The sequence below is a fragment of the Nonomuraea sp. KM90 genome, from assembly GCF_052246675.1.
GTDB lineage: Bacteria > Actinomycetota > Actinomycetes > Streptosporangiales > Streptosporangiaceae > Nonomuraea.
On sequence record NZ_JBQQCB010000014.1, the window covers coordinates 161,159 to 181,210 of the forward strand.

The following is a 20,052-nucleotide window of genomic DNA, read 5'->3' on the forward strand; positions in this document are numbered from 1 at the left end:
GCAGTCTCGATCTGGTGCTCGCCCCGCAGGAGACCTGGTTCTCCGGGGAGATCACAGCCACTGACGGCCACTGGCTGCTGACGAACTACTGCCCGAGCGAGGCTCTGCTGGTGGAGAACCTCGAGAACTGTTACGAATACCTGACTGTCGGCCCAGGCCGGCACCAGACTCCTGTGCCGTTCGAGCTGTGCCGGGTCAGTGTCGCCGAGCACACCCATGGCCCGCATCTCACGGTGTTCGGTCCGGAGCCGAAACACGCGAAGGCCCGGTCGGCGCCATGCACGGCCGTACCAGAGGCGCAACCGGCACTCAACCGGCAGTCCACGTATTTCGCTGTGTTGTGGACACTTTGTGAACCCCGTCTGCGTGGCTCGAGCTGCTGCCCGCTGCCCACCTCGGGACAGATCGCACGCCGACTCGGAAACATGACCGCCCGCGCCGTCAACGCTCACATCGAGTATCTGATCAGCAAACTGGGACTGGCCCCAGGCTGCGGCCGCGAGGCGCTGGTCGAAACCGCCATCCGGCATTGCATGGTCTCACTCGATGGCCAGCCGACGAGATGGTCAACGCCCAGGAGGGAAGACCTTTGCAGTACGCCAGCCAATGCATCCACGACCTTGTCTCCAGCGCGGCACGGCGACAGGGCAACGCCCCGGCCGTGGTGTCGGAAGGGCTGACGCTCACCTACGCCGAGCTCGACCAGCGCGCCAACGCCCTCGCGGGCGAACTGCAGAAGCGCGACGTCGGGCCCGAGGTCCTGGTCGGCGTGCACATGCCCAAGTCGTTGGCCATGGTCGTCGGCATCCTGGCCGTCCTGAAGGCCGGTGGCGCATATGTGCCCATGGACCCGGCGGCCCCGGCCGATCGCCTGTCGGACGCACCCGTGCGGCTGGTGCTGAGCCAGCGCGCTCTGGCCCAGCAGCCGATGATCGCGGGAGCCCAGGTGCTGCACCTGGATGGTGACTGGGATCTGACCACCGGTCAGCCCGAATTCGTCCCCTCGCAGCCGGCCGGCCCCGACAACCTCGCATACGTGATCTACACCTCCGGATCGACCGGCCGCCCCAAGGGGGTCGCCGTGACGCACCGATCCCTTGTCGGCTCGACGCTCGCCCGGCACGCCTGGTACCAGCCGCCCCAGGCCTTCCTGCTGCTGTCCGCGATGGCCTTCGACAGCGCCGTTGCGGGGATCTTCGGCACGCTGAGCCGCGGTGGCGCGCTGCACCTGCCCCCGCCCGGCGCGGAATCCGATCTGGCCATGATCGGCCGACTCGTCCAACGCGACGGCATCGACACGATCCTGACCCTGCCCTCGCTGCTCGAGCTGCTGTTGGACACCGTGGCGCCTGAAGCACTCGCCACGTTGCGCACCGTCACGGTGGCCGGCGAACGCTGCCCGCCCGGCCTTCCCGCGAAATGCCGGTCCCGTTTGCCCTCGGCCGACCTTTACAACGAGTACGGCCCCACCGAGGCCACCGTGTGGAGCACGGTCTGGCGGGCCTCCGGGAAGGGCCTTCCTGACGGTGGGACCGTGCCGATCGGGCGTCCCGTCGACGGCATCCGGGTCAGCGTGGTGGACGCGACCGGCGCGCTCGTACCCGACGGGACGCCCGGCGAACTCTGTCTCGGAGGCACCGGCCTGGCCCGCGGCTACTACGCGCGGCCGGACCTGACGGCGGCCGCCTTCGAACCTGACCCGACAGGACCGCCGGGTGCGCGCCGGTACCGCACCGGCGACCTCGTCCATCGCCGGGAGGATGGCGACCTGGAGTTCCTCGGGCGGATGGATCGTCAGGTGAAGATCCGCGGCTATCGGGTCGAACCAGACGAGATCGAAGCCGCGATGCAGCGGCATCCGAGCGTCCGGCAGGCCGCCCTGGTGACGTCGGCCGGGACCGGTGAGGCCACGCTCGTGGCGTTCGTCGCGGGTCCGTCCGTCGACCTGGCCGGCTTGCGGGCCTTCCTCGGCGAGACACTGCCAACGTACATGGTGCCGGGCGAGATCCGCGAGATGGACCGACTGCCGCTCACCCCCAACGGCAAGGTCGACCTGCGCGCGCTGGAGACGCTCCTCAGCACTCCTGCCGACGTCCCCGCCGCCGACGCACCGCGTGGTGCCGTCGAACAGGTCGTCGCGGCGGTCTGGTGCGAGATCCTCGGCCTCCCCTGCATCGAGCGCGATCGCAGCTTCCTCGAGATCGGCGGATCGCTCGCCGTCGCGCGCGTCGCGCTGCGGCTCTCCCAAGTGTTCGGCGGGCATGTGCCGCTGCTGTGGGTCTACGAGGCGGAGACGGTCGAGCAACTGGCCAAGTGGCTGGAAGTCAATGTCGCGGACGCCTCGACGACAGCAGAGGCACACTACCGAAAGGCTGAATGACATGAGCGGGACGACAGATCAGCAGTTCGACGTCGTCGTCGTAGGCGGCGGACCGGGCGGATCCACCACCGCCACTCTCGTGGCCAAGGCGGGACACCGGGTGCTCCTGCTGGAGAAGGAGCGTTTCCCTCGCTACCAGATCGGCGAGTCGCTCCTGCCGTCCACGGTGCACGGCGTGTGCGCGATGCTCGGCGTGACCGAGGAGCTGGAAGCGGCCGGCTTCCCCGTCAAGCGCGGCGGTACGTTCCGCTGGGGCAGTAACCCCGATCCCTGGACGTTCACCTTCGCGTTGTCCCGCAAACTGGCCGGGCCGACGTCGACCGCCTACCAGGTCGATCGCGAGCGCTTCGACTCGATCCTGCTCAGCAACGCCCGCCGCAACGGCGTCGACGTGCGGGAGGAACACGAGGTCGTGGCGCTGGAGGAGGAGGACGGCCGGGTCTGTGGCGTGCGGTTCCGGGATGCGGCCGGCGCGGAGCACATCGTACGGTCTCGTTACGTCGTCATCGCCGCAGGCAACACCGACGGGTTGTACAAGAGAGTCGGCACGAGGGAGCTGTCCCCCTTCTTCCAGAACGTCGCCCTGTTCGGCTACTACGAGGGAGGCAAGCGGCTGCCGGCGCCGAACGAGGGCAACATCCTGTGCGCCGCGTTCGCCGACGGCTGGTTCTGGTACATCCCGCTCTCCGACACGCTCACCAGCGTCGGAGCGGTCATCTCACGCGACCGGATCGAGGTGATCCAGCGCGGCCAGGAAGCCGCCATGGCGCAGTTCATCGCATCATGTCCGCTGATCTCCGACTACTTGTCCGACGCGCGCCGCGTGACCGAGGGCATGTACGGCAAGCTGCGCGTCCGCAAGGACTACTCGTACTGCAACACCTCGTTCTGGCGACCCGGCGTCGCGCTGGTCGGTGACGCGGCCTGCTTCATCGATCCCGTCTTCTCCACCGGCGTGCATCTGGCCACCTACAGCGGCGTCCTCGCCGCCCGATCGATCAACACGCGGCTCGACGGCGAGCTGACCGAGGAGGCCTGCTTCACCGAGTTCGAGAACCGCTACCGGCGCGAGTACAACCTCTTCTACCAGTTCCTCCAGTCGATGTACGAACTGAATCGCGACGAGGCGTCGTACTTCTGGGAGGCCCGCAAGCTGCTCGGCACCGAGCAGAGCGACGCCCAGGCGTTCGTCGACCTGGTGGCGGGCATCTCGGGCCCCGACCGGGAGCTCTTCGAGACCACGGGCCGGCATCCCACGAGCCAGTTCGGCGCGGCGCTCGCGCAGGCGTCGCGCCCGGAGGTGATGGACGACGGCGACATCGTCTTCCAGGGCACCGGCACCCGGCTCCTCGGCGCCGTCCTGAACGAGGCGACCGACCTCCAGGTCCGCGCGGCGATGGCCGACACACCGGAGCTGCTGCCGGAGCCGCGCCCGCAGTTCGCCGGCGGCCTGGTCCCGTCGCTCGATGGACTGTACTGGCGGAATCCGACCACGGTCGACGCGGCGGCGCAGCCCGCCGCCCGCTGAGCGGACAGCCGCGGCGCGGGTTCCGCGGGCCCCGCTGCGGCGACCTCGCCCCGTGAAAGGCGCGGGCCCGTGGAATCGGCGTCCCGCCCTGGTGCAACGATCCTCTGCCTTCCGACGGCCACGCGCCGAGAACGGGCTCTGCCATACCTCCCATGCATATTCTGCTGCTGGATCTCGCGCTGATCCTGGCACTGGCGAAGGTCATGGGCGCGCTCGCCCAGCGGCTCGGCCAGCCCGCCGTCGTCGGCGAGATCGTCGCCGGTGTCGTCCTCGGTCCCACGCTGCTCAGCCCCGCCCTCACCGCCGCGATCTTCCCCGGGGAGGTCCGGCCGGTGTTGAACGCGCTCGCCCAGGTCGGGGTGGCACTCTTCATGTTCGTCGTCGGCACTGAGCTGGACCTCGGCACCATGAAGGGCGGTGGGCGGTTGACGGTGTGGACCTCACTCTTCGCGACCGCGGTGCCGCTGGCGCTGGGCGGCCTGCTGGCCGCGACACTCCTGTCCGGATATCAGAGGGGTCCTTCCGCCGGGTTCGTCCTGTTCTTCGCGGTGGCGATGTCGGTGACCGCCTTCCCCGTCCTGGCCCGGATCATCGCTGACCGAGGCATGACCGGCACCCGGATGGGATCCACCGCACTGACCTGCGCGGCCGTCTGCGACCTGCTGGCCTGGTCGCTGCTCGCGCTCGTCGTCGCGCACGTCACGGGCGCCCGGTTCCAGTGGTGGCTCCTGCTGCTGGTGCCGTACGTCGTCGTGATGGTCACGATCGTACGGCCGCTGTTGCGCCGGGCGAGCGAGTCCTGCCCGCGCGGCGAGCCGGCGGGAGGATTCTTCTTCGCCGTCGTGCTGGGCGGGCTCCTCGTGTCGGCCGCCTTCACGGAGTGGCTCGGACTGCACTACATCTTCGGGGCGTTCCTCTTCGGCGCCCTCCTGCCCAGAGGCGCGGGCGATCAGGTGCGCGAAGGCATGATCCGGCAGGTGGAGCCGCTGTGCGCGACGCTTCTGCTTCCCGTCTATTTCGTGATGGCGGGACTCAAGATCGACCTGTCCGGGCTGACCGTGACCCAGCTCGCGGAGCTGGCTCTCATCCTGGCCACGGCTGTGATCGCCAAGTTCGGCGGCACGTACGCCGGTGCTCGCATCGGCGGCCTGGACCGGCGTGGGGCGATCACTCTCGGCGCACTGCTGAACACGCGCGGCCTGACGGAACTCGTCGTGCTCGGCGTCGGCCTGGAGCTCGGCGTGCTGGACGACCGGCTCTACTCCCTCATGGTGGTGATGGCCGTCGTCACCACCGTGCTCGCCGGGCCTCTGCTGAGCCGGCTGCACCCGCCGTCCGCGAAGCCGGAGCCGGAGCCGGAACGCACCGCCGTCTCCCGTACCGGCGCTGACACCCGCGCCGGATAAGACCGGACGCACCGTCGGATGGGACGGCACGGTCAGGCGTCCCGCGGCTCGATGGTGCGCTCGGCAACCACCGCGTTCACGCTGTTCGGCGATGGAGGGGCCTGGACAGAACGAGGCTGGGGTGAGCGTCCGATCAGGACCGCGCCTGCATCTCAGCCACCAGACGCACGGCACAAGGCCGCTCCGCAGCCGGGCATGTGTGGCCGGATGTTGGCGCGGATGCGGGCGCGACGGTTGCGCAACGTCGCACGACACGATCGAAGCGTCGTCGGGCGGAAGAGCGCCGCCCCGGATGCGAGGAGTGATGCGGAATGTCTGCTGCGATTCTCAAGAAGGTACGCGGCCGGCGAGCGATCTGGGTGGCGGCGGTGGCTACGCTCGCCGGAATCGGCTTGACGGTCCCGGCGTCCGCCGCGGTACCGCCTGAAGTGATCATCGCCGACACCTTCGCCACACGTACGGCGACGGGCGCCGCGAACATCTTCTTCGACTTCGCCGTCCCGGCCGGCAGCTGGACCGCCGAGGCCACGCTCACGGGCCGCAACAACACGGCCGTGGCATCCGGCCTGGCCTGCACGCTGCTGATCATCAGCGAGAGCAGCACCAACAACAGCCGCACGGTCGCCTCTTTGGGCCCCAACGGCCAGCTCGCCAGCCTGGCAGCGGTCACGGCGCGCACCGTGAGCACCTCCGGGACCGTGCGGTTGTCGTGCAACGCGACCACGACCTCGAACATCTCGGTGTTCAACGTGAGCATCATGGCGACGCGCGTCAACTCCCTGACCCGCGTGAACCTCGGCTGAGCTCACGGCGGCCCGGTGGCTCCAGCGCCCGTGAGCGAGCGCCGGGCCACGTCATGACAGGGACAGCGATGTCCCTGAGGTGACCTGGGCGGTGCGGTTCCGCGTCGTTCGCGCTCGATGCGGAGGAGCGACGGATCCTCGCCACATCAGATGAGAACTCGCCACCTGCTTCGCCAGATCGCCTGAGGACTCGCCACTCCGGCGGAGAACCCACAGCCGGGGCGGCGGAGGTCACGACGGTGACGGTACGCCGAGGCCGGGCCGGTCCGCAGTGTCAATAGCGAAACGGCGTAACTGCCAATCGTCGCCGAGACGCTGACCTGCGGCAGCCGACGCCACCGCGGCGGCCGCGAAGACCTCGCCGGCGCCGAGCTCGGCACCGTGGTGCCCGCGTTGAACTGGGGTGACGCTTATTGACACCGTCACGGGGTTGTCGTGCTGGGGTACCAGGAGGACTCGCCGTGGATGGAGCGGCTGGAGACGTCCGGTTCCCACCCGGTCACCGTGCGGCCGGCCAGGTCCTCGACGGGCGGCCGCCGCGGCGGCCTGGGCGCCGCGCACGTTCCGCGCGGCGATCGTACCGAGGAAGCCGAACCCGTCCACCTCGATCACGCCGTCCGGGCCCTGCAGGCTCCACTCCCCGTCCTCCCGCGCCACAGGCACAGGTCGCTGTCGTCCCAGTCCCGCCCCGCGGGCCCAGGGACGGCCACGCCGGCCAGGACGTCTGGCCGGACGTCCTGGACGTCTGCGGGGACGTCCTCGCCATCCTTGGTGCCGGCCTCGCGGTCGCGGGCGGCCTGCTGGAGGCGGGCGTGACGGCGCTGAGCGGCGCGGCGATCACCCACCCGCGGCACGGGTGCCAGGGCCTTCCAGGTGACGCCGGCGTCGCGGGCGGCGGCGATCAGGTCGGGTTCGACGTCGGTCAGCCAGTCGCGCAGATCGGCCGGCAGGGTCAGCGCGGCCAGGGCCTCATCGCCGGGCGGCCGGGTGTCGTCGAACCGGTACGGAGCGGTCAGGTTGCGGACGTTGGTGATCTTCCTGGCGTCGTGCGCGTGCACCCGTTCATCAAGGCGGAGAAGCAGGGCGGTCACAGCGTCAAGCGGGCGTGTGAGCTGCTGGGGGTCTCCCGTGCCGCCTTCCATGCACGCCGCGACGCCGCTCCCGGGGCTGCGTGCGATGCGCGATGCCGAGCTGGCCGGGCAGATCGCCGAGGTGCACGCGCGCTCGCAGGGCGGTTACGGCGCGCCGCGAGTGCACGCGCAGTTGCAGCGGGACGGGCAGCGGTGCGGCCGGCGGAGGGTGGCCCGGCTGATGCGCGTCCTGGGCCTGGCCGGGCGGTATCGGCGCCGCCGGCGGCAGACCGGGTTTGAGCAATCGCTCAGGTAGTGATCGAAGGATCGATAAAAGTACCTGGTCAGAGCGATGGCGCAATTTTCGGCACCCACAGCATCTTCACACCGTGCTGGACGAATACGCCCATCATTACAATCGTCACCGGCCCGCTGCCGGCGGGTCGGATCGAGCGTCGCGTAGTTCTCGGCGGGCTGATCAACGAGGCGCCGTCACGAATAAGCAGGTCAGCGCCATGGGCCTGGTTTTGACACCCTTCAGGCTCCGGATGGTGGGAACAACGCACAGCTCCTTCGTAATCGGGCTGAGCGGGAAAGGCCTTGCCGTGCCGGCGATGGGGTTGGTGGGCCGCCCATACATACGGCGGCCCACCAACCCTCATGCTTTGCCGCTATATGCCAGTTCCGTCGTTGTGGTTCGGGCGGTGGCTGGCGCCAGGAGCAATCGGCCGGAGGCGCTCCCGCCCGCAGGACTGAGCGACAGTGACGTTCTCGAACGAGCTCTCCGTGGATGCGTAAAGCCCGACGCCGCCGCTGCGGACAACGGTGTCGCGACCCTTCAGGACCTGAACGCCGTTCAACGTCACGGTGATGCGGTCGCCGTGAATCGCCGCACCCAGTCGCACGGGACCTGTCAACGGGTTGCTGATGGATGCCGTGGCCACTGTGACGGGACCCGACGCGTGAGCCTCGCGGATGATGCTCGCGTACTGGGTTCCGTTGCCCGTCTTGCCGACGTGGATCCGATACCCGTACGCGTCCGTGGTGTCTCGCAGCGAGACTCCTGCGTTACCGACGGATCCGTCGATCGTGACCGTGGTCTCCACGACATAGTCGCACGCCTCGGAGAAGCGCGACGGCAGTGTCGAGTCGGCCAGTACGTGCGCCCGGCCACCGGCAGGCGGCGTGAGGTGCAACTTGCCCGAGGCGACGGACACAGACCCTGTTATTCCTCGCCAACCGGCCTGATCGAGCCCTTCCCTGATCTCGATGTTGTCGAAGGTCGCGGCCCGCCGATGCGTAAAGGCGGCGGCACCACCCGTCGGCAGCTGTCCGTCGTCCGCGGAGATCGACGTATCGCCGACTTTGGCGCTCAGATGCCTCCCGATCGCGGATACGACCAGCTTGTGCGGGACGTTGGCGCCGATCGGCAGTGCGGTCTCCGCGAGAACCGTGGTCGTCGAGTTGTATATCTTCACGAGCTGCAGCGTCGCTCCCGACGTGGAGTTGAGCACTTCGGCCCGGTAGTAGTTGCGGGAATCGTGGTAGCGGAACGCGAGACCGGTACGGGCCGTCGTCTGGCCGCGTACCCCGGGAACGATGTCCGCGGCCATGACCACGTCATCGGGTACGTCCTGCAGCGCCGCGAACGACACCATGTCCGCAGTCGAGGTCTGTGCCAGCTGCGTGTCCGGCTGTGCGCCGGTGAGCGCCCAGGTCCCCTGGACCGGCGCCCAGCCGTCAAAGGATCCGTTGAAGTCATAGACGTCACGGTCCAGGCCGGCATCGTCGAACTCGTCGTTGAGCACGGGTGCCGGGGCAAAGTGTTCCTCAACCGACACGGTGATGAGGTTGCCCGCGCGGGTGAACGCGATCGGGGTGTCGTTCACCGTCACCGCGTTCGCGTTCGGCGCGTTGATGGAGAGCGTGCCGGTGAACGGGTCCCCAAGCGAGATCCGGGCGGTCGAGCCGCGCAGTTCCACACTGACATCGGACACCGGTGCGGATGCGCTGATAACGGTGTTGTCTTGGTCGATCAGCGACGACCCTCGGGTCAGCGCGTACCTGGTAAGCCCGCCGCCCGAAGCACGCTCGAGGTACGCGGTCTCGGCGTTGGTCGTGGCGGCCCCGAACGCCCTCGACGAGGGAGTCGCCTCGCGCGAAAGGTAGAAGCGTCCGGTCGCGTCCGGCAGGGCGATCTCCATCGCCGTCGCCACGGAGTGACTCACCCCGGGCATGGCGATGCGCTTCGCCGTCACCGAGGGCGCCGCGCCGGCCTTGCCGGGAACCACGACCGTGTCCAGTCCCGTCGGCCCGGTGGAGGACCAGTCGTACGACAGGTAGTCGACGTTGGTGAGTACCTGCTCGCCGACGCGTACGGCGCCATCCTCGTGGACCCTGGGGGTTACCGCGGCGCCGGCCGTTGCCACCGGGATGAGCTGCACGCCGGCAACGGGTGCGGCTCCGGGCACGGTGTCGAACCCGACCGTGGCGACCTTCGTGGTCGGATTGACGGTCACCGGATCACCGGGGAAGTGCCAGAGCTGCCGGTAGTTGTGCGCGGCGGTGTCACCGGTGAGGTCGTCGGAGACCACCCAGAAGCCTGGCTTGACGAAGTAGACGGCGCGATCGTGCGCGACCGGCCGGTAGCCCATCGCCGCGCCGCGGTAGATGTCGAGGCCCGCGTTCGAGCGCCACAGCGACGTTGTGCGGGGGACGCCGGCGGTCTGCGGGAGTCCGTCGACCTCGATGGTGTTGTGCGCCTCGGTCGTGCGGCGCATCCAGTCGTTCGTCGGAGTCGCGCTGTAGTCCCCCACCCCGGAGTCGACGATCAGCGGACGCCCGTACGCCGCCATCACCAGGCTGAGGTCGTCCGGATGCCGATGCGAGGCAGTGTAACTGGAATTCTGATTGTTGATCAGCATGTACCGGGCATCGGCGTCCCACCCGGAACGCTGAACCGCGAAGCTGATCGGAAACACCGTGGACGACAGCGTCGGGGCGGTCCCCTCCGTCCGGCCGGAGGCGACCCAGGTGAAATCGGGCCAGGAGTTGCGTACACCGCTCCTGCGAATGGCCGACGTGCCCGCGTAGTTGTTCGGCGTGTCGCCAATCGCCGCGGGTTCAAGATTCGGCTGACGGGTCGCGAACAGCGAATCCGCGATCCAGTCCGCCGCCTGGAGGAGATAATCGGGAACGGTTCGCCCGTTGGCATTCGCGACTGCTATGACGGAGTTGAGCATATCCGCCACGTATGCCTGATAGTTGAACGCCGGCTCGCGGTACACACCGTCGCCCTTCAGGTACGCGCGCAGGAACCGCTCGGCCGAGCGCACCGCGAACCACTCCCAGCCAGGCGATGACGAGAACTCGGGCAGAAACACGGCTGCCGCGTGGACGGAGCGGGCCATCGACACGTACCAGTTGTTTCCGACATGTATCTGCATCACGCCGACGAGGAAGTCCGTCGTGGCGTGCACGCCGGACAGGTACGCCACGAGATCGCTCGCGTCGATGCCAGGATCGGTCCGGAACACGGAAAACGCGCTGACCAGCTGGGCGAGCCGCTTGGCTGCCGACAGGTTGCGGCCCTGCGGCCAGCTCTGATTGTCGGCGAAGAAGTCCAGCGAGATGTCCATCCACGCCGCCGCGTACGCCGCACGCTTTGCCGGGTCACTCTCGGACACGTAAGCGAATGCCAGTTTGGGCATGAACGTGAAGTCGCTCATCAAAGTCTGCGCGCTGCCCGGGGTGGTCTGCGTCCCACCCCAAAGGTCCTGCCAGTCGATGTCGATCCGCTGCTCGGCGCTGTTGTAGAAGTTGCGGGTCTCGGAGCCGAACCGGAAGATCCCCGCCGCGAGCTCGTCGGGGCCCGAGTCGCCACCGCCCAGGCCCTCGGCCGGAGCCGGGTACTGGACGTCGGCGCGGCCCGCGTAATACACCTTGAGCTCCCTCGCGGCGCCCGCTTCATCACCGGCGGCCAGCTTGGCCGCCACCGCGCCGAGCCCCGGGCGCGTCAGGTCGAGCAGCCCGCCGAGATCCGACATGTCGGCGACGGCGGCACTGCCCGGCGACAGCACCGCCGCCACCAGAGCCAGCACGACCGCCACACGGGCCCGACCACGCGTGTACCAACGTAACTTGCTCCGTCTCACTGTCTTCTCCCTAACCCCGTGAGAGTGTCGGCTGAGTCCACGTCAACCACCCGCCTGCTCCTCGTACTCGGCCTTGATCTTGTTGCCCACCCGGTCCATGAACTTCTTGATGGCCGGCTGCCACGCCGAGACGGGCTTGTTCCCCAGCTGGATCTCCAGCAGCACCGAGTCCAGTTCCTGCTGCTCGCTGGCAGCCTTGCTGGCGGCGGTCTCCGAGTACAGCCCGAGGGTGGGGTCCGCGACGGCAAGCGGGACGCCGGCGACCTGGTGGTCGTGCTGGTCCTGTACGGCCTGGCGGTTGCCCGGCTCGTAGATGACGGGCGATGCTTCGGCGAGGTATCGCACCGGCAGGAATACCTGGCTGCGCCCGCCCTCGGTGAGGGTCGGGTCGGAGCCGTTGCGGGTGAACGTCTGGCCCTCGACGCCGTACCGGAGGGCCAGGTACTCGCTGCTGCCGAAGGGTGAGCACAACCAGTCGAGGACCTTGAGGATCTGCTTGATCCGGTCGGCGTTGTCGGTCTTGGCTACAGCGGTGAAGCTGGACAGGGTCGGGCCGGGCGTGCGTACCTGCGTCCCTGTGCCGTCGCGGGTGGGCGAGAGCATGCCGGTCAGGCGGAAGCCGGGCACGTCTTTCGCCTGGCCGTAAAACTTGCCCCACCCGGCGTACCCGCCGATGGTGAACGCGGTCGTGCCGGCCAGCATCCACGCGTTGCGCTTCGTGTTGGGCGCGCCCGCGTGGTCGGGATGTATCACCCCCGACTTCACCAGCTCGACCGTGTCCTCGAGGGCCTGCATGAACTGCGGTGTCGTCCCGGAGTAGGTGAAGACGCCACCTTCGGCCTGCCAGGCGCCGGCGCCGCCGGGCCAGTTGCCGGTGATCCCGTTCATCTCAAGGATCGTGTTGAACGGGATCTGTCCGAACGCCCACCGACCGGCCCGCTCGTCGGTCAGCGCGACCGCCATCTCCTTGAACTCGGCCCACGAATCGGGCTGGAGGCTGAGTCCTGCCCTGGCCAGCAGGTCGGCCCGGGTGTACAGCACGGTGCCGATCCGTGCCCGCGGCACGGGGATGCCCCAGATCCGCTGGTCGTAGACGGTGCTGCGCCAGGCATCGGTGGGCAGGGCGGCGAGGTTCGGGTAGGCGAGGACCGCGTCCCCGGACAGGTACTCGGTGAGGTCGGTGAATGCCGCCTTCAGCATGGCCGGCATCTGCTGGACAACGCCCTGGATAGCCACAATGTCGGGCAGATCGCCACCGGCGACGGTCGTGGCGACCTTGCTCTTGTAGTCGGTCGAGGGGACGTACGTGATCTTCAGTTCGGTGCCGAGTTTGCTGTTGAGGTTCTGCCAGTAGGGGTTCGAGCCGAGCGCGGGGGCGATCGGGTCGTAGGTGTAGGTCAGTGCCGTGATCGCTTCGCCCTGCACCGGTTGTGATGCGGCGCTGGAGGCGGTCGGGTAGGTGAAGTATCCCGGCGACACCCCGGCCGGCTCGGCGGCCAGGTCGGGCGTGGCCGCGGTGACGGGCTTGTAGGTGGGCAGCTTGACCGACCCGGTCGAGCTGTTCGGCGAACTCGGGCTGCCGTCGCCGCAGGCCCCGAGCAGCGGGGCCAGCCCCGTTGCCGCGCCGAGTGCCAGGACGTGGCGGCGGCTGAAGGTGGGTGCCATGACGTCTCCTTGCCACGCGTGGACGACCGGTCAGCCCTTGACGGCGCCGACCATGAGTCCCTTGGCGAAGTGCTTTTGGATGAAGGGGTAGATGAACAGGATGGGCAGGACGGAGATGACGAGAATCGCCATCTGGACGGAGATCTGTGGTGGCAGGTTCTCCAGGTTCGAGCTGAGCTGGTCGGACCCGATCGGGGTGTTGTTGACGACGTAGGTGCGCAGCACCAGTTGCAGCGGCCACTTTTCCGACGACTGGAGGTACAACATCGCGGAGAAGAAGGCGTTCCAGTACGCCACTGCGTAGAACAGCCCGATCACGGAGACGACCGCCTTCGACAGTGGCAGGACGATCCGCAGCAGGATGCGCATCTCCCCGGCACCGTCCATATAGGCGCTTTCCCGCAGCTCGCGTGGGATTTCCTGGAAGAACGCGCGCATGACGATGACGTTGAACGCGTTCACCAGCACCGGCAGGATCAGTGCCAGGTAGCTGTCCAGCAGGCCAAGCTGTTTGACCGCCAGGTACATCGGGATGATGCCCGGGTTGAACAGCAGGGTGAACACCGTCATCAGCAGGATCGGCTTTTGCAGCAACGAACCTGGCCGCGACAGCGCGTACGCCAGAGCGATCGTGGTGACGAGGCTGAGTGCCGTGCCGACCACGGTGATGCCGGTGCTCACCAGCAGCGCACGGGTGACGATTCCTCCGGACAGGACGGCCCGGTAGGAGTCCAGCGTCGGTTCGTTCGTCCACAGCACGAAGCCGCCCGCCCTGTTGATCTCCTCCGGGGAGGCGATGCTGGTCATGAGCACCGCCCAGAACGGAACCAGAACCGCCAGGCAGCCCAGGCCGAGCACGAGTCCCCGCGCACCGAACCCCAGCTTGCTGGGCTCGCCCATCCAGACCGGACGCTGGCTGCGGCCCGAGCGTGGCCGCCGCGGCCCTGTGCCCGCGGCGGGGCGCGCCACGGACACCGCAGTCGGCACAGGTCGGCTCGTCACTTGGCGTACACCCCCTGCTCGCCCAGGGCGTGGGCCAACCGGTTGGCGCCGAGCACGAGCGCGACACCGACAATGCCTTTGATCAGCCCCACCGCGGCCGCGGTGCCCCAGTCGCCACCGACGATCCCGTGGTTGTAGACGTAGGTGTCGAGTACTTCGCTGGCACCGGCACCGACCTGTGCCTGCTGCAGGATGATCTGCTCGAACCCGACGGACAGCGAGTCACCGAGCCGCAGAATCAGCAGCAGGACGATCACCGGGCGGATGTAGGGCAGGGTCACGTGCCACAGGCGGCGAGCTGCCGAGGCGCCGTCCACCACCGCGGCCTCCATCTGCGCCGGATCCACTCTGGACAGTGCGGCGAGGAAGATGATCGTCGACCAGCCGGTGTCCTTCCAGATCACCTGTGATGTGATCATGAGTTTGAACAACTCGGGTACGCCCACGATGTGGAACGTGGACAGGTCGGCCGAGCGCAGCCAGGCGTTGAGCATCCCGCCGTTGCCGAACATCTGCTGGAACAGGGCGACCACGATGACCCAGGACAGGAAGTGCGGCATGTAGAGGATCGACTGGGTGAGGCGTTTGAGCCGTTCGCTGATGGTCGCGTTCAGGATCAACGCGAGGCAGATCGGCAGCGGGAACACGAAGACCACCTGGATCAGCGTGATGATCAGTGTGTTGACGAGTGCGTTGAGGAACACCGGGTCGCCGGTGAGCACCGGCTCGAAGTTGTCCAGCCCGACGTACGGGCTGTGCCAGATTCCGAGGAACGGCTGGAAGTCCTGGAACGCGATGACGTTCCCGCCGAGCGGCAGATAGTGGAACAGCAGCAGCGCCGTGACCCCGGGAAGCGCCAGCAACAGCAGGACCCGGTCGCGCCGCCAGCGGTCGCGCAGGCTACGCATCGCCGGTCTCCACCGGTGCAGGCAGGCCGATGGGCCGGCCCGCGACGCAGGCTTGCACCGCCGCCCGCAGCCGGTCGTCGGCATTGGCCGCGACCCTCCTGCTCCGGGCGACCGCGGGCGCCGGGTCGGTGGCGATGTCGGTGACCGCCGCGACGACCGTCGCCGCGGCACGATGGTCGAGCTCGATCACCAGGTCTGGGGCGCCGAGGTCGGCGAACATCTGAGATTTCGTGGTCTCGGTCGGCTGCCGAAGGTAGACGGTCGGGATCGCATGTCGTGCGGCCAGGATCGGCGAATGACACTCCATGCTGACCACCAGCGATGAGACGGCGTAGACCCCGGTCGCCTCCTCCAGCGGCCAGTACCGGTCCAGGAGCCGGACCTGATCGAGCGTCTGTGGACTGAGCAGGCTGGGAAGCTGCTCGTGAGCGAGCTCGACGGCATAGCTCATCTCGGGCACCACGACGGCCGGCAGGCCGCTGACGCGTACCCAGGTCTCGATCGCCGCCGCCAGCACCGCCAGGTCGTGCGTCACGGTGGCCCGGTTGACCGCGTCGCGCCGCATCTGCTCGCGGGTCGGTTCCGTGCCGTAGATCTTCGCATAGGGGGCGTAGCGCAGCCGCGGAACGAAACAGGCGAACCGACCGGGCTGCAGGCCGAAACCCTCCAGCAGGCGAGCGGCGGCGGCGGCGTCAGTGTGGTCGAACGCGAACGTGCCATCCGGCCCGAAGGCGAGGTCGGGCCCGCTTATCTTCTGGCCGCGCAGGGTGGCCAGGGTCAGCGTTTCGCGGCAGTACACGAAGTCGGCGCTGTCGAAACGGTCCTTGACGTCGTCCTCGAGATAGGACGGTGGGAGCAGATCGACCATCTGTGCCAGCTCCGGCAGCGTCGCCATGGTCGGTGGGCACAGCGGATCCACGGTGACCCCGAAGTACCCATACGGGCGGCCCACGTGCTCGCGCCACCAATCGATCTCGGTGCTCTGGAAGGCGTCGGCGCCCGATCCGTGCATCAGGACATCCGCGCCGTCGATGGCGGCGGCCAACTCCGGGGTGCTCGGCCCGTCCCCGCCGAGAGTGCCATCGACGACGCGCACGTCGGGAAACGCGTGCCGCAGCATGGATCGTTCGCGCTCCTCCAGCCGCACCGGCCAGAGGATGACCTCGACCTCGGGGGCGAACCGCTGAAACGCCCGCACCACGCCAGGGGAGTGAGCCACGTCGCCGATGTTCACCGTCGCCCAGGAGGACCGCAGGAGGACGGTGCGACGTGTCGATGTCATATGTGCTCCTTGTTGACGTAACGTTAATTCAAAATAGGGATGGTGAGACGTTACGTCAAGAACCGAGTAGGCTTGCACCATGGCAACGCAACGTGACGTCGCACGGGCGGCTGGGGTGTCGCTCGCCGTGGTGTCGGCGGTGGTCAACGGCACGAGCCACACCCGGATGAGGGAATCCACCCGCACCCGGGTGCTCCAGGCGATGCAGCAATTGGGCTACCAGCCGAACCAGACGGCGCGCTCGCTGCGGCTCAACCAAACCGACATGATCGCGATGATCCTCAACAAGATCGACAACCCGGTCTACGGACCGCTGCGGCATGGGGTCCACGAGGCGGCGGCGGAGCACGGCGCGACGGTCCTGCTGGGCGATGCCGAGACGATGCGCTCCGGCAGCCAGTTCCTGACCCGGCTGCTCAGCCAGGGCACGGTCGACGGTATCTTGATCCGCGGCGAAGGGCTGCTGGACGACGACGCGATGGCCGAACTCCGCTCCCACCCCAAGCCGATCCTCGTCCTGGAACATGCACTGGACCATCCCTGGATCGACGTAGACGATCGCCGCGCGGGCGAGATCGCGACGCGGTTCCTGGTCAACCTCAGCCACCGCCACATCGTCTTCGTCGGGGGTTCGGGATACCTTTCCCAGCAGCGCTACCTGGGCTACCAGCAGGCGATGGACGCCGCCGGCCTGACACCGGCTCCGCACCTGGACACCGGGTTCGGTGAGCAGGCCGGCGCCGACGGGCTCCGGCAGGCCATGCAGGCGCCAACCGCGCCGACCGCCATCGTCGTCAACAACATCATGAGCGCGGTCGGGGTCCTGGCCGCCGCACGCGACCTCGGCATCACCATCCCCGACCAGCTGTCGGTGGTCGGCATCCACGACGTCGACCTGATGCAACACCTGCGCCCGGCCGTCACCGCGGTCCGGATGCCCATGTACCAACTCGGCCGGGCCGGCGTCGAGGCGCTTTACGACCTGATCGCGGGGCGGCCAAGCGCAGGCGGTGTCATCACCGACCCCCAACCCGAACTGGTGATCCGTGACTCAGCGACCGCTCTGACCCGGATCCGCGATTAGCGTTCGCATGATCGCCCGCGGCTCATATCGATTGTCGTCAGCCTATGTGATGGGGCCCGGGTGGCTATGATCGGTGGCGCTGTAACTGCGGGCATGCTGCTGCAGGGGTGAGGTGCCCAGCAGATTCCGGACAGTCGGCTACATAAGCTGACGGAAGTCTGGAAGAGGTAGGTACGTGACGAGGCGTCGTAGGCAGTTCTCGCCGGAGTTCAAGGAAGAAGCCGTCCGCCGGGTGGCGCTCGAAAATACGGTTCTTGCTTCTCTGAACTGGGGATTGCCGTATGATCAAGGCAGCGGCTGCGATCATCGCTAGGTGTTGTCGTCGCTTGTCTACCAGGCGGTAAAGGGCTTGTTCGGCCTGCTGACGGTGCCGGCCCGCTCCGATCTGTCCAAAGATGTTGAGGTACTGGTGCTCCGTCACGAGAACCAGGTCCTCCGCCGTCAGCTCGACAGCCGGCCTCGGTGGGGTGGCGCCGACCGGCTCTGGCTTGCGGCGTTGTCGCGCCTGATCCACCGCCGCCGGTGGACGGAGGTGTTCCCGGTCACCCCGGCGACGATCCTGCGTTGGCATCGCAGTCTCGTGGCACGTAAGTGGACCTTCACGGACAGGCGGCGTCCGGGACGGCCCTGCATCCGCCGACCGGTCAAGGCGCTGATTGTGCGGATGGCGCGGGAGAACCCGACCTGGGGCCACCGGAGAACCCAAGGCGAGTTGGCCCGGCTGGGCTACCACATCGCGGTCTCCAGGGTGTGGGAGATCCTGCACACCGCCGGTATCGATCCGGCACCCCGCCGAGCCGGGCCGACCTGGCGGCAGTTCCTGACCGCTCAAGCCCACGCGATCCTCGCCTGTGACTTCCTCGTGGTCGGGACGATCATGCTCAAGCGGCTCCACGTGCTGATCTTTATCGAGCACGGCACCCGACGCCTGCACCTGGCCGGAGCAACCGCACACCCGACCGGAGCATGGACGGCCCAGCAAGCCCGCAACCTGGCGATGGACCTGGGCGACCGCATCACCCGGCTACGGTTCCCGATCCACGATCGGGATCCGCTCTTCACCTCGGCGTCCAGGGAGGTCTTCACAGCTGAAGGGCTGCAGATCATCACCACGCTGCCGCGGACACCGAGGATGAACGCCATCTGCGAGCGCGTCATCGGCACGCTGCGCCGTGAACTCCTGGACCGGATCCTGATCCTCAACGAACGCCACCTGGCCCGCGTGCTCCAGAAGTATCTGATCCACTACAACCGGCACCGGCCGCACCAGTCCCGGCAGCAACGTCCCCCCGGCTATCGCAGCTCAGCCCGCTCACGACGTGACCGACTTCAACGGCCAGCGGATCGTCCGCCGACAACCCGTCGTTGCCGGCATGATCAACGAATACCACCACGCCGCTTAACCGCAGCTCAGAACCCGTAACTCAATATTCGAGCGGCACAGGCCTCCCGCTGCCTACGGGCCAACGGGGCCGATCATGCAAAAGACCAGGTCAACCCGTAGATTAAGCCTGGTCTCGGTTGCGCGCCCTGCAGGATTCGAACCTGCGACCGTCGGATTAGGAGTGGAGCGACAGTAAGAATGAGCATGTGGCTCTGACCTCAGAGGATGAGCCCTGCGTGCTGCGGATACGCGAAGATCGTTCCGCATATGGTCCGGATCTTGATAGCCCCCTCAGGTCTCCGCCATCCGAATGCCGACGGTTTTACAGCGGATCAACGGTTCAACCGAGCAACATCCCCTGAGCTGCGTGTACGGTTCCCACCTCCTACCCAACACCTAAGATCATCCCGCACATACCGGATCTTGGTTCTCACTGAGACCCAAGAACCGAAGCGCATCCAGAGGCGGCGCACAAGAGGCGGGCGCATGCCCGAGGGTGCCGTGTACGGCGGCCAGCCGGCCAAGTTGGGCTACCTCTTCCGATGGAGCGATTATCGCCCATCGTCCTGACTGGAGGGGTGAGCTGGTCTTCCGATCTGTGGCTGTCCGCCGCCGACACGCAGTCGCCAACTTCCGGGCCGCAGTCGCGTACGGCGCCGGGCTACCCGGCTACCCAAGCAAAGACGAGATCCGGCGCGATCTCACTGGCAAGGACCTGGCCTGCCGGTGTGTGCACCCCGCAATCACCCGGCGGTCACGCGCCAGGAGCCCGGTATGCCACCTCCATCCGCGCGGCATCGTCGATCTCCTCTGGCGTCAGCAGGACAGCCGTCTTCGTTCGTACCGCCCCAGACGCCGATATTGTGAGACTCACAGCGGCCGAAGCCGCATTGCTCGGCAGGTCGACGATCACATATGTGTCTGTCTCGCCGAACGCGAAATACATCTGCTCGACCCGGCCGCCGACGCTTTCCGCCATGCGCTCCACCGCTTGCCGGCGTCCGGTGCCGCCATCTTGCAACACTCCTTTGAGGCCGTCTGCGGTGTAGGTCGCCTGAATCAGGTACTTGGGCATGGTCGAGTCCCTCTTCTCGTCTCGCCACCCTGTGCTGGGGCGGCATTACGGTCACGGGGTCGAAGTTCTCGGCTCAGGGTGACGGTAATCCCCCCCGCTGTACTGGTTTTCCCCTGTCGCAGTCTTACGCTGCGAAGCCCCAAGGCCGTTGCGTTCTCGGCTGGTGAGACTGCTGCACCCCTGGGGCGAGTGGCCGAGTGAGAGCGCCCCAGTGCGGAGATGACAAACGCGACCCCTGATGATCGTCGGTGTCTAGCCAGTCGATCAAGAACAGGGGCCGCGTTCGCGTGCCATCATCCCCGATCGACGTG

15 protein-coding genes are annotated in these 20,052 nt (G+C 67.7%); 8 read left to right on the plus strand and 7 right to left on the minus strand.

Translation table 11 applies throughout. From position 1 onward, the window contains the following. Positions 1-14 precede the first annotated feature (14 nt). From ACTWPW_RS18230 to ACTWPW_RS18250, 5 genes are all read left to right on the plus strand, one after another. Positions 15-680 (plus strand): hypothetical protein, encoded by a 666-nt coding sequence (locus tag ACTWPW_RS18230; RefSeq protein ID WP_443169357.1) that lies wholly within the window; start codon positions 15-17, stop codon positions 678-680. Continuing rightward, positions 590-2,380, plus strand: coding sequence for a non-ribosomal peptide synthetase (locus ACTWPW_RS18235; RefSeq protein WP_443169358.1), 1,791 nt, complete (start codon positions 590-592; stop codon positions 2,378-2,380). Before ACTWPW_RS18230 ends, ACTWPW_RS18235 begins: the two co-directional genes overlap by 91 nt. 1 nt (position 2,381) lies before the next feature. Further along, complete coding sequence (locus ACTWPW_RS18240; RefSeq protein ID WP_443169359.1) at positions 2,382-3,908, plus strand: tryptophan 7-halogenase; 1,527 nt, start codon at positions 2,382-2,384, stop codon at positions 3,906-3,908. 152 nt (positions 3,909-4,060) lie between these two features. Beyond that, positions 4,061-5,314: a cation:proton antiporter domain-containing protein gene (locus ACTWPW_RS18245; protein WP_443169360.1), complete on the plus strand. Its 1,254-nt coding sequence runs from the start codon at positions 4,061-4,063 to the stop codon at positions 5,312-5,314. 311 nt (positions 5,315-5,625) lie between these two features. Further along, positions 5,626-6,117 (plus strand): hypothetical protein, encoded by a 492-nt coding sequence (locus ACTWPW_RS18250; RefSeq protein WP_375111111.1) that lies wholly within the window; start codon positions 5,626-5,628, stop codon positions 6,115-6,117. Positions 6,118-6,725: 608 nt separating this feature from the next. On the opposite strand, the gene ACTWPW_RS18255 is transcribed toward ACTWPW_RS18250, so the two are convergent. Next, positions 6,726-7,208 (minus strand): hypothetical protein, encoded by a 483-nt coding sequence (locus ACTWPW_RS18255; protein ID WP_443169361.1) that lies wholly within the window; start codon positions 7,206-7,208, stop codon positions 6,726-6,728. A gap of 37 nt (positions 7,209-7,245) precedes the next feature. On the opposite strand from ACTWPW_RS18255, the gene ACTWPW_RS18260 reads away from it, so the two are divergent. After that, the gene (locus ACTWPW_RS18260) at positions 7,246-7,503 is read left to right on the plus strand and encodes an IS3 family transposase (protein WP_443169362.1); all 258 of its coding nucleotides are present in this window, start codon (positions 7,246-7,248) and stop codon (positions 7,501-7,503) included. 355 nt (positions 7,504-7,858) lie between these two features. Here ACTWPW_RS18260 and ACTWPW_RS18265 read toward each other — a convergent pair whose 3' ends face one another. From ACTWPW_RS18265 to ACTWPW_RS18285, 5 genes are all read right to left on the minus strand, one after another. Further along, positions 7,859-11,296 (minus strand): alginate lyase family protein, encoded by a 3,438-nt coding sequence (locus tag ACTWPW_RS18265; protein WP_443169363.1) that lies wholly within the window; start codon positions 11,294-11,296, stop codon positions 7,859-7,861. An 87-nt stretch (positions 11,297-11,383) separates the two neighbouring features. Then, a complete protein-coding gene (locus ACTWPW_RS18270; RefSeq protein ID WP_443169364.1) occupies positions 11,384-13,006 on the minus strand; it encodes an extracellular solute-binding protein in 1,623 nt (540 codons plus the stop codon). A 30-nt stretch (positions 13,007-13,036) separates the two neighbouring features. Beyond that, complete coding sequence (locus ACTWPW_RS18275; protein WP_443169365.1) at positions 13,037-13,906, minus strand: carbohydrate ABC transporter permease; 870 nt, start codon at positions 13,904-13,906, stop codon at positions 13,037-13,039. Between the two features lie 98 nt (positions 13,907-14,004). Then, positions 14,005-14,916: an ABC transporter permease gene (locus ACTWPW_RS18280; protein WP_375111118.1), complete on the minus strand. Its 912-nt coding sequence runs from the start codon at positions 14,914-14,916 to the stop codon at positions 14,005-14,007. Then, entirely contained in the window at positions 14,909-16,279 is a 1,371-nt protein-coding gene (locus tag ACTWPW_RS18285) for a polysaccharide pyruvyl transferase family protein (RefSeq protein WP_443169366.1), read from the minus strand. Before ACTWPW_RS18285 ends, ACTWPW_RS18280 begins: the two co-directional genes overlap by 8 nt. On the opposite strand from ACTWPW_RS18285, the gene ACTWPW_RS18290 reads away from it, so the two are divergent. Both ACTWPW_RS18290 and ACTWPW_RS18295 read left to right on the plus strand, forming a co-directional pair. Then, entirely contained in the window at positions 16,278-17,282 is a 1,005-nt protein-coding gene (locus ACTWPW_RS18290) for a LacI family DNA-binding transcriptional regulator (RefSeq protein ID WP_443169367.1), read from the plus strand. The genes ACTWPW_RS18285 and ACTWPW_RS18290 overlap by 2 nt on opposite strands. A gap of 313 nt (positions 17,283-17,595) precedes the next feature. Further along, entirely contained in the window at positions 17,596-18,705 is a 1,110-nt protein-coding gene (locus tag ACTWPW_RS18295) for an integrase core domain-containing protein (RefSeq protein WP_443169368.1), read from the plus strand. 715 nt (positions 18,706-19,420) lie between these two features. Here ACTWPW_RS18295 and ACTWPW_RS18300 read toward each other — a convergent pair. Beyond that, positions 19,421-19,741: a GYD domain-containing protein gene (locus ACTWPW_RS18300; RefSeq protein ID WP_443169369.1), complete on the minus strand. Its 321-nt coding sequence runs from the start codon at positions 19,739-19,741 to the stop codon at positions 19,421-19,423. Positions 19,742-20,052: the final 311 nt, after the last annotated feature.